This is a genomic window from Rhizobium bangladeshense, from assembly GCF_017357245.1.
GTDB classification, from domain to species: domain Bacteria; phylum Pseudomonadota; class Alphaproteobacteria; order Rhizobiales; family Rhizobiaceae; genus Rhizobium; species Rhizobium bangladeshense.
Genome location: NZ_CP071612.1, coordinates 3,244,245 through 3,258,352, shown reverse-complemented (window position 1 = coordinate 3,258,352; position 14,108 = coordinate 3,244,245). Strand labels below are relative to the sequence as shown.

Sequence of the window (14,108 nt, the reverse complement as noted above, 5' to 3'; positions counted from 1 at the left end):
TGGTCCTCTCGTGATCTTTCAGCGCAGCGGCGCTGTCGATTTCCTGGGAATGAGTGTCGGAGCCGAGATGCGGATACGGTCGTCGATGGAACCGCCATCGCCCGCAAGAAGCTCGAGGGCGTTCGAAGCAATTTGCTCGAACGGCACACGCAGCGTCGTGAGCGGCGTGGGCAGGTGATTGACGATCGGAATGTCGTTGTAACCGACGATCGAGATATTCTGCGGCACGGAAAGGCCGAGTTTCGTCAGGCCCGACAAGGCGCCAATAGCGGTATTGTCGTTGACCGCGAAAACAGCGGTCGGGCGGGGGCTGAGGTTCATCAGTGTTTCGATGGCCGCCGCACCCGACTCGATGCCGAATGTCGAGGCGATAATGCAGGAGGGATCCGCTACCAGTCCCGTTTCTTCCAATGCTTGGCAGAAACCCTCTACCCGGCCTCGCGAACTGGAGGCATAGGAAGGGCCGGCAATGACGCCGATCCTGCGATGGCCGAGATCGAGCAAATGGCGTGCAGCGAGGTAGCCGCCCAGCCTGTCATCGCCGACCGAGGAGAGGCTGTGACCGTCGGTACGCAGCGCCAGCACATAGGGGACACCGCGCCTTGCCAGTTCGTCAGGAAAGTCGTCGTCTTCCCGCGCTGTGGCAAGGATCAATCCGTCGACGCCGCGTCTCAGGAGGGATTCGGCGGCAAGCCGGTCGGCCTTCGGCTTGTCGTCGGTCGTGGCGACAATGGCGAAGCGGCCGGTGCGGCTGCAGGCCTTGGCCAGCGCTTCATAAAGCATGGCCATGACCGTATCGGTCAGTCGCGGAACAATCACGCCCACAGTCATCGTGTTGCCGCGCCTGAGACTCGCTGCCGAAACGTCTCTGACATAGCCAAGCTCTTCAGCGACCTTGCGAACGCGGCGGGCGGTCTCGCTATCGGAGCGGGGGAGCCGCTCGTCCAGAATGCGGGATACTGTGGATTTGGAAACGCCGGCTGCAGCCGCCACGTCAAGAATGGTGATGCGGCTTTGACCGAGAATTTGATCTGCCTTTGAATTCATTGAGCCTTTTCCATTCGAGTCGGGCGGTCGGGCGCCGTTTGCGAACATGCACCAAAAAAGAAATTGACTCCAGAAAATTCAAGAACGATAGTGGGAACGTTCCCATAAACGATCCCGTCGCTGATCATGAGTGAGCAGCGATCGCCAAGGAGGAGATCAAGATGCAACCGATGGACCTGCGCGGGCTGAGCCCGGCGCCCGTTACCGCTTTCACCCGCGAGGGCGAAGTCGATCACAAGGCCAACGCAAAAATCGCCAAATGGCTGGTTTCGATGGAAGGGGTCAAAAGCCTCGTCATCCTCGGCCATGCCGGCGAGGGCACTTTCCTTACCGAGGAGGAGCGGCTTGCTCTTATCCGCACCTATGTTGAGGCGGTCGACGGCGCCGTGCCGATCATTGCCGGAATCACAGGCGAGGGTACAAAGGTTGCTGCCGAAGAGGCGAAAAAGTGCAAGGCCGCCGGCGCCACCGGTGCGCTGGTCTATCCGAACCATGGCTGGCTGCGCTTCGGGTTTCAGAAGGGCGCTCCCCAGGATCGCTACAAGGCGATCTGGCAGGAATCCGGCCTGCAGTGCATCCTGTTCCAGTATCCGGACGCCACCAAGGCATCCTATGATCTCGATACGCAGCTGGCGATCGCCACGCAGGCAGGCGTCGTTGCCACCAAGAACGGCGTGCGCAATATGAAGCGCTGGTATGTCGAAATTCCGGAACTGAAGAAGGCCAATCCCAATCTGCAGGTTCTGAGCTGCCACGACGAATGGTTGTTGCCGACCATGTTCGACGTCGATGGTCTGCTCGTCGGCTACGGCAATATCGCGCCGGAACTGCTGATCGACTTGATCAAGGCAGGCAAGGCGCAGAACTATCCAGAAGCCCGGAAGCTTTTCGAACGTCTTCTGCCGGTGACGCGGGCCGTCTATCACCGCGGCTCCCACATGGAAGGCACCGTGGCGCTCAAACTCGGCCTCGTGCATCGTGGCATTCTCGATCACGCGACCATCCGCGAGCCGCTGAAGAACCTTGGCGAAAAAGCGGAAGCGGAAATTTTTGCCGCCTTCGATGCCGCCGGCATCGGCCGCGTCGACCAACTCCTGGCTGCCGAGTGATGCATTCGACGCTCCTGCGCATGCCGCAGGAGCGTCATTCCGATGGGAAGGAGAAGCCGTGGACGGCATCTCCTTTTGAAGCCCATTGTACTGACAGGACAAGCTGACACGCAGCAATAACCATCAAGCAGGAGCGCCCCTGGCCGGGAGAGTGGTAGCCACGGGCGAGAAGGAGGAACCAATGAATGTCATGCAGCCTATGCCGGTGGAGACGGGGAGTTCCGTTGATCCGCAGGCCGAAATCAGCGCTCGCCTTGAGCGTCTGCCCATTACCCGCGAGGTGTTCTGGGCACGCAATATCATCGGCGCAGCAACATTTTTCGACGGCTATACTGTCATTGCCATCGCCTACGCCATGCCTGTCCTGGTGCGAGAGTGGGGCCTGAGCCCTTCGCAGACCGGCATGATCCTGTCGATGGGCTATCTCGGACAATTGATCGGCGCCATCCTGTTTGGCTGGCTTGCTGAAAAGATCGGCCGGCTGAAAGTTCTTCTATTCACGATCCTGCTCTTTGTCAGCATGGATGTCGCCTGCCTATTTGCCGCGGGCGCCGGCATGATGATGACCTTCCGTTTTATTCAGGGGATCGGGACGGGAGGCGAGGTGCCGGTGGCGAGCGCCTATATCAACGAGTTGATCGGCTCGAAGGGGCGCGGCAAGTTCTTCCTCCTCTACGAGGTCATGTTTCTGCTCGGGTTGGTCGGCGCAGGGCTGATCGGCTACTTCATGGTGCCGGTTTACGGCTGGAAGGCGATGTTCGTCGTCGGCCTCGTTCCGGCAATCCTGATGATCCCGTTGCGGTGGTTCCTGAAGGAGTCGCCGCGCTGGCTGGCTGCGAACGGCCGCTACGAGGAAGCGAACGCCATCGTTACACGCATGGAAGAGAGTGCACGCTCAGCCGGCAAGCAATTGCCTGAGCCAAAGGCCGTCCAGGTGGCGATCCGTCGCACGTCCGACTGGCGCGAGCTCTTCCAAGGCATCTACCTGAAGCGCACGCTCTCCATCTGGGCCATGTGGTTCACAGCCTATACGGTCGCCAACGGGACGATCACCTGGCTGCCAACGCTCTATCGGCAGGTGTTTAACCTTCCGCTTCAGACTAGCATCTTCTATGGTTTCCTGACGTCGCTCGGCGGCGTGATCGCCGCCGTCATCTGCGCGCTGCTCATTGACCGGGTCGGGCGCAAACGCTGGTACACCGGCGCACTGCTTCTTGCTCCTCTGCCGCTCTTGACTCTCGCATGGCTCGGCGCAACCTCGTCCATGCAGGTTCTGATCCTTGGTGGCCTTGCTTATGCCATCGTCCAGACAGTCACCTTCTCGCTTTATCTGTACTCCGCTGAAATTTATCCGACGCGTCTCAGGGCACTCGGTACCGGAACCGGCAGCGCATGGCTCCGCTTGGGCTCGTCGACCGGCCCGATCGTTGTGGGCACGCTGATGTCTTCCCTGGGTATCCAATACGTCTTCGCGAGCTTCGCTGCCATTCTGATCCTTGGCGCTCTCATCACGATGTTATTTGCCGTCGAAACCAAGGGCCGCGTCCTGGAGGAGCTATCTCCATAACGGATGCAGCTCTGGCGCAAGCAAATGGTCTGGCGGGTGAATGCTCGCCAGACCATTTGCCTGTTGTCAGCGGGCGGGTGCCGTCTTGAGGTCAAGCGGCGCCGGATGCGGTTTTATTCCGGGCACACTTTCACGCGGTAGGGGTCTCCCCAGCGGTCGTAGCGCCATTCGAGATGGCAATAGTGCGGCCGGTAATAGGTCCGGTAGACGGGATAGGGACGATAGACGGGGTAGGCCGGATAGACGGGGTAGGCGGGTCGGGCGGCTTCGGACAGAAGAGCGCCGCCTACGACGCCGGCGGCAAGGCCGCCCCAGAAGGCATCGCGCGGACGGGCATCGGCGGTGGTGGCGGTGGTGAGCGAGGCGCCGGCAAAGGTCAGCGCAATCAGGCCCGTCGCCATGGTCTTATGAAGAACGGACATGGTATCTTCCTTATCTAGACTGGCTTCTATAAAGCCATCGCCAGACTCCGCTCGGATCGCGGCGGAGCGATGGCCGCGCAAGGGCTCGCCGCATTAAATCTTGGTCATGATTTCAATGGCCGGCCAAGAGTAGAGACGGGTCGCAGCCGACCGGATTTGCTGCCGATCACGGCATGATCGGGGTCCGAATTGGTAATGGCCGTATTCGGCCTGATGAGCCGGCTTGTGAAATTCCGCCCTCGATTATTTATGGTTAAAACCTTGTTAAAAGCCTTGGCGTTATAGTCTTTGTAGTTGATATTTCATTTATTGCGGGAGCGACAATTTCTTGAAATCAGCCGGGGACATTCTGGAATTGGCTTGCCGCCGGATCGCCGATCTGGACACCCCGGCCTATGTCAAGAACAGCGAGTTGCGCTATGTCGCCGTCAACGGGGCCTATGCGGATTTCCTGGGCCGCGAGATTTCCGACTTCATCGGTAGGCGCACCCGCGAGCTATTCGACCGCCCCGAGGAAGAGGACCGCGAGGATAAGGAACGCCGCGCGCTGGTTTTCGGCACCGAGGAAAACGCCATCTGCTTCGACGCGGAGAGCCTCCACCATGAGCGCGTCCAGATCGAAAGCTTCTCGCCGTCGCCGGATCGGATCTATGTGCTTGGCATCTTCGAAGCGCGCGAGCGCCGCGTCATCGCCGGCAGGGAGATGGTTGGCAACCCAGGGTTTGTAGGCGATTCCGAAACCGCCGCCGACCTCGCCCGGGTGCGCGAGGCACTGGAAAATCTCGATCAGCCGATCGGCATCTTTACGGCGGACGGACGCCCGCTTGTCGTCAATGCAGCTTATCGCAACGGCGCTCTGCCTGTGGCCGGCGAATCGGCCTGGGGAGAGAGCGTCAACGAACTCGACGTTCTCCGCACCGTCCTGGAGGACCTGCCGGTTGCGGTCTTCGTCCGCGACGACAAGCACCGCCTGGTCTATGCCAACAAGTATTATGAAACCTTCAGCGGCCGCGCCCGCTCCGAGTATATGGGAATGACCGAACACGAAATGTTCGGGCCGGAAGGTGCTGAGGCGATCTACCAGGAAAACCTGCTGGCGCTGAGGGACGGTATTTCGGTGGAGCTCGAGAGCGAGATGCCGAGCAATAGCGGCCATGTCTATCCCGTCATCTCGCGCGTCAACCGCGTCATGACGGCGGATGGGCGAACCTATGTCGTCGGCTCCTTTTCCGACATCTCACCGCTCAAGGATCGCGAGAGGGCGCTGATTGAATCGCGCAAGCAGGAAGAAATACTGCATCGCGACATCGAGAGCATTCTGCGTTCGCTGCCGATCGGCGTGCTGATCCTCGATAACGACCACCGGATCCTCTACGTCAACGACGAATTCTACGGCATCTGGGAACTGCCGCTCGACGATCGCTTCGACGGCCGCCCCTTCCTTGACGTCATCCGCCGCAATTACGAACTCGGGCGCTACGATCGGACGCAGACGCCGGAGGAGATTTACGCTTTCCGCAAGCACCTGTTCGAGGCGGAGGAACCGGAGCCGATCGAGGTCGGCTGGGCGGGCGGCAAATCGGTGATCTTCGACAGCCGCCGCATCTCCAACGACCGCATCCTGCTGACCTATGCCGACATTTCGGCGGTGCGCGAGCGGGAAAAGGAAATTCACGAGACCCGGGCCGCGCTGGAGCGGCTCGGCGAAATGATGCGCGATGCCACACACGCCATGTCGCAGGGGCTTGCCATCATCCAAGACGGCGTCATCAGGATGTCCAACGAGGCTATGGCCGATATCCTGCAAATCCCGCCTGAATACATCGAGGCCGGCCAGGGCTGGCTCGGCATGTTCGAATTTTGCGCGGCGCGCGGCGATTTCCACGATGAGGCGGACGAGATCCTGCAGGAGTGGCGCGCCAACATCGCGGCGAGGCAGCCGATTTCCACCGTCTTCCATGTCGGCGGCGAGCGCTGGGTGAACATGGACGCGACGGTCAGTACCGGACAGCATTGGGTGGCGCTGTTCACCGACGTCACTGATCTCAAGAGCCGCGAGGAGGAACTGCGCCAGCTGCTGTCGCGCGCCGAAGCCGCCGATCGCGCCAAGTCCGAATTCCTCGCCAATATGAGCCATGAGATCCGCACTCCAATGAACGGCGTGCTCGGCATGGCGGAGCTGCTGGCCAAGACCAATCTTGATACGCGCCAGAAAACCTTCATCGACATCATTGTCAAATCGGGCAATGCGCTGCTGACTATTATCAACGACATCCTCGATTTCTCGAAGATCGATGCGAGGCAGATGACACTGCGCAAAGCGGCGTTCGATATCACCGAAGCTGTGGAGGACGTGGCGACACTTTTGTCGTCGCATGCCGCCGAGAAGAACATCGAACTGCTCGTGCGGGCCGCACCGGATTTGCCCGCCGCCGTGATCGGCGATGCCGGCCGCTTTCGCCAGATCGTCACCAATCTCGTCGGCAATGCCGTCAAGTTCACCGAGCGTGGCCATGTCTTCGTCGATGTCGGCTTCGAGACCGTCGCCGGCGGCGAGATCTTGGCAAGCATCCGCATCGAGGATACCGGGATCGGCATTCCGAAGGACAAGCTCGCATCGGTTTTCGACAAGTTTTCGCAGGTCGACGCCTCCTCGACCCGGCGGCATGAGGGAACGGGCCTCGGTCTTGCAATCACCGCCGGCCTCGTCGATCTCTTCGGAGGCTATATCAATGTCGAGAGCGAATGGGGCAAAGGCTCGGTCTTCACCGTGAACCTGCCTTTCGCGGTGGCCGCCGCCCGGCTCGAACCGAAGCCGCTGCCGATCAATGTGCAGGGCGCGCGTATCCTCGTCGTCGACGACAACGAGGTGAACCGCCGCATCCTGACCGAGCAGCTCTCGCTCTGGGGCTTCGACGGCGTGGCTGCAGAGGGTGGAGGCACCGGGCTTGCAATCCTGGAGGCGGCCGCCGATCTCGGCGTCACCGTGGACGCAGTCGTGCTCGACTATCACATGCCCGACATGAACGGCGCCGATGTCGCGCGCCGGTTGCGCGCCGACCCCCGGTTCGTCGAGCTGCCGATCATCTTCCTGACGTCGATGGATATTTCGGGCACGGAGAAGGAATTCGCGGCACTGAACGGCCATGCACACCTGATGAAGCCGGCGCGCGCCAATGTGCTACGCAACACCATGGTCGAAGTGGTGCGTGCAAGCCGCGTCAAACAGTCCTTCGCGAGCGAGAGCACCCGGCCACAGGCGCAGGCGGTCGTGCCGGAGCCCGTGCCGCAGACGCGCGGGCCGGAATTCATCGACGTGCTCGTCGCAGAAGACAATGAAGTCAACCAGATCGTCTTTACACAGATCCTGCAGGCAACCGATCTCTCCTTCCTCGTCGTCGACAATGGTGAGCAGGCGGTCGCCGCTTGGGCGAGACACAAGCCGGGCATCATCATGATGGACGTCTCGATGCCTGTTATGAACGGCCATGAAGCGGCTCGGACGATCCGCGAGAAGGAAAAGGGGCAGGGCCATCGTGTGCCCATCATCGGCGTCACCGCCCATGCGCTCGAAAGCGACTGCGAGGCCTGCCTCGACGCCGGCATGGACGACTACATGTCGAAGCCGATCAGCCCGGAACTGCTGGAGGAGAAGATCCGGCAATGGCTGGGCAAGACCGGGCAGCAGCCGGGGCGCAAGGGCTACTGAACACGATCGAACCAAAAGGGTTATTCGGTGAGCGCTTTGATGCCGCAGAGCATTTCACGTTTGCCGGCGAAGCCTTTGCGACGCTCGACGGCAAAGCCCGCAGCGATGAGATTGCGGCGCACGAAGCCGGCCGCGGCGTAAGTTGCGAAGGTGCCGCCGGCGGCCGTCTTTTCATTGACGCACCGCATCAGTTCCTCCGACCACATGTCGCAGTTGCGTGAGGGGGCGAAGCCATCGAGGTACCACGCGTCGAAGCCGGTGTCTGCCGCGGCAATGCCGTCGAGCGCGGCGCCGCAGACGACGCTGAGGCGCGTCTGGTCGTCAAGGTCGAGCGCGACGGTGCCGGCAGGCAGTAGCGGCCATGCTGCGGTCAGCGCTTCGCGCTCGGCATCGATCTCCGGCCAGTGTGACAGTGCCCGGCCGATTTCCTCGCGCCGCATCGGGTGGAGTTCAAAGGAAATGAAATGCAGTTGCTGGCCGGCTGCGCGATGCAGCTTCCATTGCCGCCAGGTCTCGGCGAAATTCAGGCCGGTGCCGAAGCCGAGTTCGCCGATGACAAAATCCCGCCGGCCCTTCCAACGCTCCGGCAGGCCATTGCCGGCGAGGAAGACATGGCCGCATTCGAGCCGGCCATCGGTCTGGCAATAAAAATGGTCGCCAAATGCGATGGAATAAGGCATATCGCCGTCGCGCCATTCGAGCGGCTGCGGCGCGCCCGCGCCAATCTGATCGGGGTTCACGTCTCTCATGGAAAAAGCCGATAGTCCTGCACCGGCGTCCGGTCAATCTTCTTGCGACTTGCTGATCGTCGGCGCCGGTATCATGGGTCTCTGGGCGGCCGTGCATGCCAAACGCTTCGGCATGAGCACCATCCTTGCCGACGCCGGCAGCCTGGGCAGAGGCGCCAGCGGCGGCCTGCTGGGCGCGCTGATGCCGCATATGCCGGACCGGTGGTCAGTGAAGAAGCAGTTCCAGTTCGATGCCCTGGTTTCGCTCGAAACTGAAATCGCCGCACTCGAAGCCGAGACGGGAGTTTCCGCCGGCTACCGCCGTTCCGGGCGGCTGATCCCGCTGCCGAAGCCGCATCTCAATCGCATCGCCCGCGGTCATTCCGAGGATGCCGACTGCCATTGGCGGGCCGGCGAGCGCCGCTTCCACTGGCATGTCATCGACAGGCCGCCGATCGATGGTTGGCCTGACATATCTGCCGGCGAGAACGGCTTCGTGCACGACACGCTTGCGGCCCGCGTCGCACCCCGCTCATTGATCTCAGCGCTCATCGCCTTGCTGCGGCGGGCAAAATGCGTGCGCATCATGGAACATGCGGCCGTTGCCGCCGTCGATCCCGATCGCGGCACGGCGGAGATTGGCGGCGAACCCATTGCTTTCAGCCGCTGCATCCTGGCCGCCGGCCATAAGTCCTTTCCGTTGCTGCAGGAGTTGACACCGGGGGCGAAAAAGCCGATCGGCCAGCCGGTGAAGGGGCAGGCGGCGCTGTTGAGGGCCGATATCGACCCGGCGCTGCCGACAATCTTCCTCGATGGGCTCTATGTTGTGGCGCATGAAGGCGGGTATGCGGCAATCGGCAGCACCAGCGAGAACCGCTTTGACGATCCCGGCTCGACCGACGCACAACTCGATGCGCTGATCGAGGCGGCGCGCGCCATCGCGCCGATCCTTCGCGATGCGCCCGTCGTCGAACGCTGGGCGGGGCTTCGCCCGAAGGCGATCGACCGCGATCCGATGATCGGCCGCCATCCCGTCCATCCCCGCCTGATCGCGTTGACTGGCGGTTTCAAGGTCAGCTTCGGGCTGGCCCATCGGCTGGCGGAGGCTGCGGTTTGCATCGCGGGCGATACAGATTGCGAGTTTTCGCTGCCGGAAAGCTTCGCGATTTCAAGCCATATCGCTGTCGCTTCACGTTAAACGTGAATTAGATACAGCTGCGTTTCGTTATTCTGTCATGCAAATCACCTATCTGCTTGCGCATCGGCAGCGCCGGATTTCACCGGTGCTCACTTCCTTGTATGGAGGAAATCGCATGCGCTATGCCATTTGCTTCACGCCTCCGGCGAGCGATCGGCTGTCGCTCGTGGCCGCCAATTGGCTTGGCCGAAACGTGTTTTCGGGCGATATGGTGGAGCCTCCGGCCGTGCGCGGCCTCGGCATTCATGAGATCGCCTTTTATACCGCCGTGCCGCGGCGCTATGGTTTTCACGGCGTTCTAAAGGCGCCTTTCCACCTGTCCGCTGAGACGTCGGAGGCGCAACTCCTGCGCGATCTTATGCGTTTTGCGGGGACATACGCCCCCTTCCGGATTCCACATCTGGAAATCGCCCGGCTCGGCAATTTCTACAGCCTGATGCCGAGCGCTCCCTGTGAGCAGATCCAGTATCTGGCTTCGGCGATCGTTCAGGAGTTCGATCGTTTCCGGGCGCCGCTGAGTGAAGCCGACATCGAACGCAGCGATCCCGACGGGTTGTCGGCGGCGCAATTCGCCAATCTGCATCGTTGGGGCAATCCTTACGTGATGGAGGAGTTCCGCTTCCATATGCCGGTGACTGGCCCCATCAATGCGATTGACATGCCCCGCATCGAGCTGGTGCTGCGGACGATCTTCGAGCCTGTCTTGAGAGAGCCGGTGACGGTTTCGAATGTGGCTTTGATGATCGAGGAGGGCACCGGCGGTCCCTTCCGCGTTCACTCGCTCCACCCCATGGGCAAGGTCAGCGCGCGCAGGATCGCCTGAGCAGGTATCAAGCTAAGCGACTGTAAAACATATAGAAATTCTGCTGCGCAGTTTCCGTCTCGACATTCCGGCTGCGGATGATACCGTTCCCCGTCTTTTCAGAAGGTGATTTGATGGTATCCGAGACCTACCCGCGCAATCTCGTCGGCTACGGGCGTCAGACGCCCGATCCGAAGTGGCCGGGCGACGCTCACGTCGCCGTGCAGTTCGTCATCAATTACGAGGAGGGCGGCGAGAGCTGCATCCTCGAAGGCGATCCGGCTTCCGAAAACCTGCTGTCGGAAATCGTCGGCGCGGCCGCCTGGCCGGGGCAGCGCAATCTCAACATGGAATCGATCTACGAATATGGTTCGCGCGCCGGCTTCTGGCGGCTCTGGCGCATGTTCACCGGTCTCAAGGTGCAGGCCACCGTCTATGGCGTGACGCTGGCGATGGCGCGCAATCCCGAAGCCGTCTCCGCCATGAAGGAGGCCGGTTGGGAGATCGCCAGCCATGGCTACCGCTGGCTGGAATACAAGGATTTTCCCGAGGATCTGGAGCGCAAGCACATTCTCGAGGCCGTGCGCCTGCACACCGAACTGACAGGCGAGCGGCCCTACGGCATGTATCAGGGCAAGCCATCCGACAACACGCTGCGACTGGTGCAGGAAGAGGGCGGCTTCCTCTATTCCTCCGATTCCTATGCCGACGACCTGCCTTACTGGGTCAAGGGCGTCGACGGGAAGCCCTTCCTGATCATCCCCTATACGCTCGAAACCAACGACATGCGTTTTGCCACACCGCAGGGTTTCAATGCCGGCGACCAGTTCTTCACCTATCTGAAGGACGCTTTCGACACGCTTTATGAGGAAGGCAAGGACGGCAGCCCGAAGATGATGTCGGTCGGCCTGCACTGCCGCCTTGTCGGGCGTCCGGGCCGGGCAGCCGCTCTGAAGCGTTTCATCGAATATGTACTCAAGCATGACAAGGTCTGGATCCCGCGCCGCATCGAGATTGCCGAGCACTGGCACAAGCACCATCAGCCGGATGCGCTCTAATGCTGTCGCGCGAGGATTTCGTTTCCCGCTTCGGCGGCGTCTTCGAACATTCGCCCTTCATCGCCGAGCGGGCCTATGACGCGGGCAGCGTGACGGAGCCGCTGACGGCATCAGGCCTGCATGCAGCGCTAGCCGCCGCCTTTCGTGCGGCAAGCCGGGAGGAGCGTCTCGGCGTGTTGCGCGCCCATCCCGATCTTGCCGGCCGTCTGGCGATAGCAGGTGAACTCACGGAAGACAGCCGGAAGGAGCAGGCCGGCGCCGGTCTCGATCGGCTGAGCCCGGCCGAGCATGCCCGTTTCACCGAACTCAATGCGGCCTATGTGAGAAAATTCGGCTTTCCCTTTATCATCGCCGTCAAAGGGCTCGACAAGGACGACATCCTTTCGGCTTTCGAAACGCGGATCGGCAATGGCCTGGATGAGGAACTCGCGACCGCCACGACACAGGTCGAACGGATCGCGCTGCTGCGCCTGACATCGATGTTGCCGGAGGGCAAATGAGCGAGCATCGTGCTATCGACTATCTCAATGAAATGCAGAAGGCGGCGGCCGAAGCGTTATACTTCGTGGGCGGAATGGATGAGGCGGCCTTCGCCGAGGACAATCTCACCTTCAAGGCGGTTGCCTTCTGCCATTTCACCATCGGCGCGGCTGCGTCCCGACTGCTCGTAGCCCATCCGGAATTCGCAACCGAGCATCCCACTCTGCCATGGACGAAAATCTGCGGAACGGGCAACCGCATTCTCGAAGACGTCTTCGCCCTCGATCCCTCCGAAATCTGGGATGCAACCTATCGTACGCTGCCGGAACTTCTCGTTGAGATCGATGCCATTCGTCACTGGCATGCCGAGGGCGAGTGAAACATTGTCAGATTTTCTCGACATCCGCCCGCTTACCAGATCGGCCTTCGCCCCTTTCGGCGAGGTGATCGAAGCCGATCCAGCCTCGATGCGGCTCATCAACGGCGGCACGACCGAACGCTTCCATGCACTGGCTGCGGCTGAGGCGTCGGGCGAGGGCGCGCGCGTCATCATCAATCTCTTTCGCGGCCGGCCGCGCAGCTTCCCCTATGACGTCGACATGATGGAGCGCCATCCGCTCGGCAGTCAGAGTTTCTCGCCGATTTCCGGCCGGCCCTTCCTCGTCGTCGTCTCCGAGGACGAGGGCGGACGTCCGAGCAAGCCGCAGGTGTTTCTCGCACGCGGGGACCAGGGGGTGAACTACCGCCGCAATGTCTGGCATCATCCGCTGATGGCGCTGGGCCAGGCCTCCGATTTCCTGGTCGTCGACCGCGACGGGCCTGGCAATAATCTGGAGGAATTCTTCTTCGAAATCCCGTATGTCATCAAAGAGCCAGCCCCATGACCGGATTGACGACACATGTTCTCGACACCGCCCTTGGCAAGCCCGCCGAGGGCCTCAGGATCGATCTTTTCCAGCTCGACGGCGAGATCCGCAGACATCTGAAGACGGTCGAGACCAATGCGGACGGCCGGGTCGATGGCGGCCCCATGCTCGCTGGCGAAGATTTCCGCGCCGGCACCTATGAACTCGTCTTCCACGCCGGCGATTATCTCAGGGCCACCGGTACGCCGCTGCCGCATCCGGCCTTCCTCGATCTCGTGCCGATCCGCTTCGGCATCGCCGACGTCACGGCGCATTACCATGTACCGCTACTGATCTCGCCCTACGGCTATTCCACTTACCGGGGCAGTTAGATGCGTTTCGCGGCGATCGCCGATATTCACGGCAACCATCTTGCGTTCGAGGCGGTGCTTGCGGATATTCAGGCGCAGGGCATCGAGGAAGTCGTCAACCTCGGCGACTTTTTCAGCGGGCCGCTGGAGGCAGGCCGGACGGCTGATATGCTGATACCGCTCGGGTTTACTTCCGTTCGCGGCAATCACGATCGCTATCTGATCGAGCAGGATCCGGACTCCATGCATGTCTCGGATGCCGCCGCCTACCGGCAACTGACACCGTCTCATCTCGAGTGGCTGCGGGGTCTGCCGTTCGATGCCGTCTATCAAGGCGAGGCCTATCTCTGCCATGCGACGCCGAAAGACGACAATCTCTACTGGCTGGAGTCCGTCTCGCCAGAGGGGCATGTCTTTCCGAAGCCAATCGAAGCCATCGAGGCGCTGGCCGAAGGCATCGATCAGCCGCTGATCCTGTGCGGCCACAGCCATGTGCCTCGCGCCGTTCGACTCTCGGACGGCCGCCTGATCGTCAATCCCGGCAGCGTCGGCTGCCCTGCCTATGACGACGTGCTGCCCTACTATCACAAGGTCGAAGCCGCCCACCCGCTGGCCAGCTACGCCATATTGGAAAAGACGGCCGCGGCATGGACATGGCAGTTCAGACATGTCGCCTATGATCATATGGCGATGTCGGCACTGGCCGCCAAAAGGGGCCGTGCCGACTGGCAGAGCGCGCTGGCGACCGGCTGGTTGCGGTAGCCGCTGGGGA

Annotated in this window: 14 protein-coding genes; 11 read left to right on the top strand and 3 right to left on the bottom strand. The window is 61.5% G+C overall.

The window, feature by feature from the left end; translation table 11 throughout:
• Window positions 1-18: 18 nt before the first annotated feature.
• On the bottom strand, window positions 19-1,047 hold the full coding sequence (locus J2J98_RS15855) for a LacI family DNA-binding transcriptional regulator (RefSeq protein WP_207601554.1): 1,029 nt from the start codon (window positions 1,045-1,047) through the stop codon (window positions 19-21).
• A 161-nt stretch (window positions 1,048-1,208) separates the two neighbouring features.
• Here J2J98_RS15855 and J2J98_RS15850 point away from each other — a divergent pair, with 161 nt between their 5' ends.
• Both J2J98_RS15850 and J2J98_RS15845 read left to right on the top strand, forming a co-directional pair.
• Window positions 1,209-2,156 (top strand): dihydrodipicolinate synthase family protein, encoded by a 948-nt coding sequence (locus tag J2J98_RS15850; protein ID WP_064705843.1) that lies wholly within the window; start codon window positions 1,209-1,211, stop codon window positions 2,154-2,156.
• A 181-nt stretch (window positions 2,157-2,337) separates the two neighbouring features.
• A complete protein-coding gene (locus tag J2J98_RS15845) occupies window positions 2,338-3,723 on the top strand; it encodes an MFS transporter (protein WP_207601553.1) in 1,386 nt (461 codons plus the stop codon).
• A 113-nt stretch (window positions 3,724-3,836) separates the two neighbouring features.
• Here J2J98_RS15845 and J2J98_RS15840 read toward each other — a convergent pair whose 3' ends face one another.
• Window positions 3,837-4,145: a hypothetical protein gene (locus tag J2J98_RS15840; protein ID WP_207601552.1), complete on the bottom strand. Its 309-nt coding sequence runs from the start codon at window positions 4,143-4,145 to the stop codon at window positions 3,837-3,839.
• Window positions 4,146-4,473: 328 nt separating this feature from the next.
• Here J2J98_RS15840 and J2J98_RS15835 point away from each other — a divergent pair, with 328 nt between their 5' ends.
• Window positions 4,474-7,854 carry a response regulator gene (locus J2J98_RS15835; RefSeq protein ID WP_207601551.1) on the top strand — a complete coding sequence of 1,127 codons (3,381 nt, stop codon included), beginning with the start codon at window positions 4,474-4,476 and terminating at the stop codon, window positions 7,852-7,854.
• A 20-nt stretch (window positions 7,855-7,874) separates the two neighbouring features.
• On the opposite strand, the gene mnmC2 is transcribed toward J2J98_RS15835, so the two are convergent.
• The gene (gene mnmC2, locus J2J98_RS15830; protein WP_207601550.1) at window positions 7,875-8,603 is read right to left on the bottom strand and encodes a tRNA (5-methylaminomethyl-2-thiouridine)(34)-methyltransferase MnmC2; all 729 of its coding nucleotides are present in this window, start codon (window positions 8,601-8,603) and stop codon (window positions 7,875-7,877) included.
• On the opposite strand from mnmC2, the gene J2J98_RS15825 reads away from it, so the two are divergent.
• The 8 genes from J2J98_RS15825 to J2J98_RS15790 all read left to right on the top strand — a co-directional run bounded on the left by J2J98_RS15825 (window position 8,602) and on the right by J2J98_RS15790 (window position 14,098).
• On the top strand, window positions 8,602-9,780 hold the full coding sequence (locus tag J2J98_RS15825) for an NAD(P)/FAD-dependent oxidoreductase (RefSeq protein WP_207601549.1): 1,179 nt from the start codon (window positions 8,602-8,604) through the stop codon (window positions 9,778-9,780). The genes mnmC2 and J2J98_RS15825 overlap by 2 nt on opposite strands.
• Before the next feature lie 115 nt (window positions 9,781-9,895).
• Window positions 9,896-10,603 (top strand): DUF1045 domain-containing protein, encoded by a 708-nt coding sequence (locus J2J98_RS15820; protein WP_138392951.1) that lies wholly within the window; start codon window positions 9,896-9,898, stop codon window positions 10,601-10,603.
• A gap of 113 nt (window positions 10,604-10,716) precedes the next feature.
• Window positions 10,717-11,640, top strand: coding sequence for an allantoinase PuuE (gene puuE / locus J2J98_RS15815; protein WP_207601548.1), 924 nt, complete (start codon window positions 10,717-10,719; stop codon window positions 11,638-11,640).
• Window positions 11,640-12,140: a 2-oxo-4-hydroxy-4-carboxy-5-ureidoimidazoline decarboxylase gene (gene uraD / locus J2J98_RS15810; RefSeq protein ID WP_138392953.1), complete on the top strand. Its 501-nt coding sequence runs from the start codon at window positions 11,640-11,642 to the stop codon at window positions 12,138-12,140. Before puuE ends, uraD begins: the two co-directional genes overlap by 1 nt.
• The gene (locus J2J98_RS15805; protein WP_138392954.1) at window positions 12,137-12,499 is read left to right on the top strand and encodes a HepT-like ribonuclease domain-containing protein; all 363 of its coding nucleotides are present in this window, start codon (window positions 12,137-12,139) and stop codon (window positions 12,497-12,499) included. The genes uraD and J2J98_RS15805 overlap by 4 nt, the downstream gene beginning before the upstream one ends.
• Window positions 12,483-13,004 carry an ureidoglycolate lyase gene (locus J2J98_RS15800; RefSeq protein WP_171049169.1) on the top strand — a complete coding sequence of 174 codons (522 nt, stop codon included), beginning with the start codon at window positions 12,483-12,485 and terminating at the stop codon, window positions 13,002-13,004. Before J2J98_RS15805 ends, J2J98_RS15800 begins: the two co-directional genes overlap by 17 nt.
• Window positions 13,001-13,357 carry a hydroxyisourate hydrolase gene (gene uraH, locus J2J98_RS15795; RefSeq protein ID WP_138392956.1) on the top strand — a complete coding sequence of 119 codons (357 nt, stop codon included), beginning with the start codon at window positions 13,001-13,003 and terminating at the stop codon, window positions 13,355-13,357. The genes J2J98_RS15800 and uraH overlap by 4 nt, the downstream gene beginning before the upstream one ends.
• The gene (locus J2J98_RS15790) at window positions 13,358-14,098 is read left to right on the top strand and encodes a metallophosphoesterase family protein (protein ID WP_207601547.1); all 741 of its coding nucleotides are present in this window, start codon (window positions 13,358-13,360) and stop codon (window positions 14,096-14,098) included.
• Window positions 14,099-14,108 lie beyond the last annotated feature (10 nt).

What these genes read in the sequence shown, in the direction of transcription:
- J2J98_RS15855 (WP_207601554.1), bottom strand. Translation starts at nt 1,047, where the DNA reads ATGAATTCAAAGGCAGATCAAATTCTCGGTCAAAGCCGCATCACCATT.
- J2J98_RS15850 (WP_064705843.1), top strand. Translation starts at nt 1,209, where the DNA reads ATGCAACCGATGGACCTGCGCGGGCTGAGCCCGGCGCCCGTTACCGCT.
- J2J98_RS15845 (WP_207601553.1), top strand. Translation starts at nt 2,338, where the DNA reads ATGAATGTCATGCAGCCTATGCCGGTGGAGACGGGGAGTTCCGTTGAT.
- J2J98_RS15840 (WP_207601552.1), bottom strand. Translation starts at nt 4,145, where the DNA reads ATGTCCGTTCTTCATAAGACCATGGCGACGGGCCTGATTGCGCTGACC.
- J2J98_RS15825 (WP_207601549.1), top strand. Translation starts at nt 8,602, where the DNA reads ATGGAAAAAGCCGATAGTCCTGCACCGGCGTCCGGTCAATCTTCTTGC.
- mnmC2 (WP_207601550.1), bottom strand. Translation starts at nt 8,603, where the DNA reads ATGAGAGACGTGAACCCCGATCAGATTGGCGCGGGCGCGCCGCAGCCG.
- J2J98_RS15820 (WP_138392951.1), top strand. Translation starts at nt 9,896, where the DNA reads ATGCGCTATGCCATTTGCTTCACGCCTCCGGCGAGCGATCGGCTGTCG.
- puuE (WP_207601548.1), top strand. Translation starts at nt 10,717, where the DNA reads ATGGTATCCGAGACCTACCCGCGCAATCTCGTCGGCTACGGGCGTCAG.
- uraD (WP_138392953.1), top strand. Translation starts at nt 11,640, where the DNA reads ATGCTGTCGCGCGAGGATTTCGTTTCCCGCTTCGGCGGCGTCTTCGAA.
- J2J98_RS15805 (WP_138392954.1), top strand. Translation starts at nt 12,137, where the DNA reads ATGAGCGAGCATCGTGCTATCGACTATCTCAATGAAATGCAGAAGGCG.
- J2J98_RS15800 (WP_171049169.1), top strand. Translation starts at nt 12,483, where the DNA reads ATGCCGAGGGCGAGTGAAACATTGTCAGATTTTCTCGACATCCGCCCG.
- uraH (WP_138392956.1), top strand. Translation starts at nt 13,001, where the DNA reads ATGACCGGATTGACGACACATGTTCTCGACACCGCCCTTGGCAAGCCC.
- J2J98_RS15790 (WP_207601547.1), top strand. Translation starts at nt 13,358, where the DNA reads ATGCGTTTCGCGGCGATCGCCGATATTCACGGCAACCATCTTGCGTTC.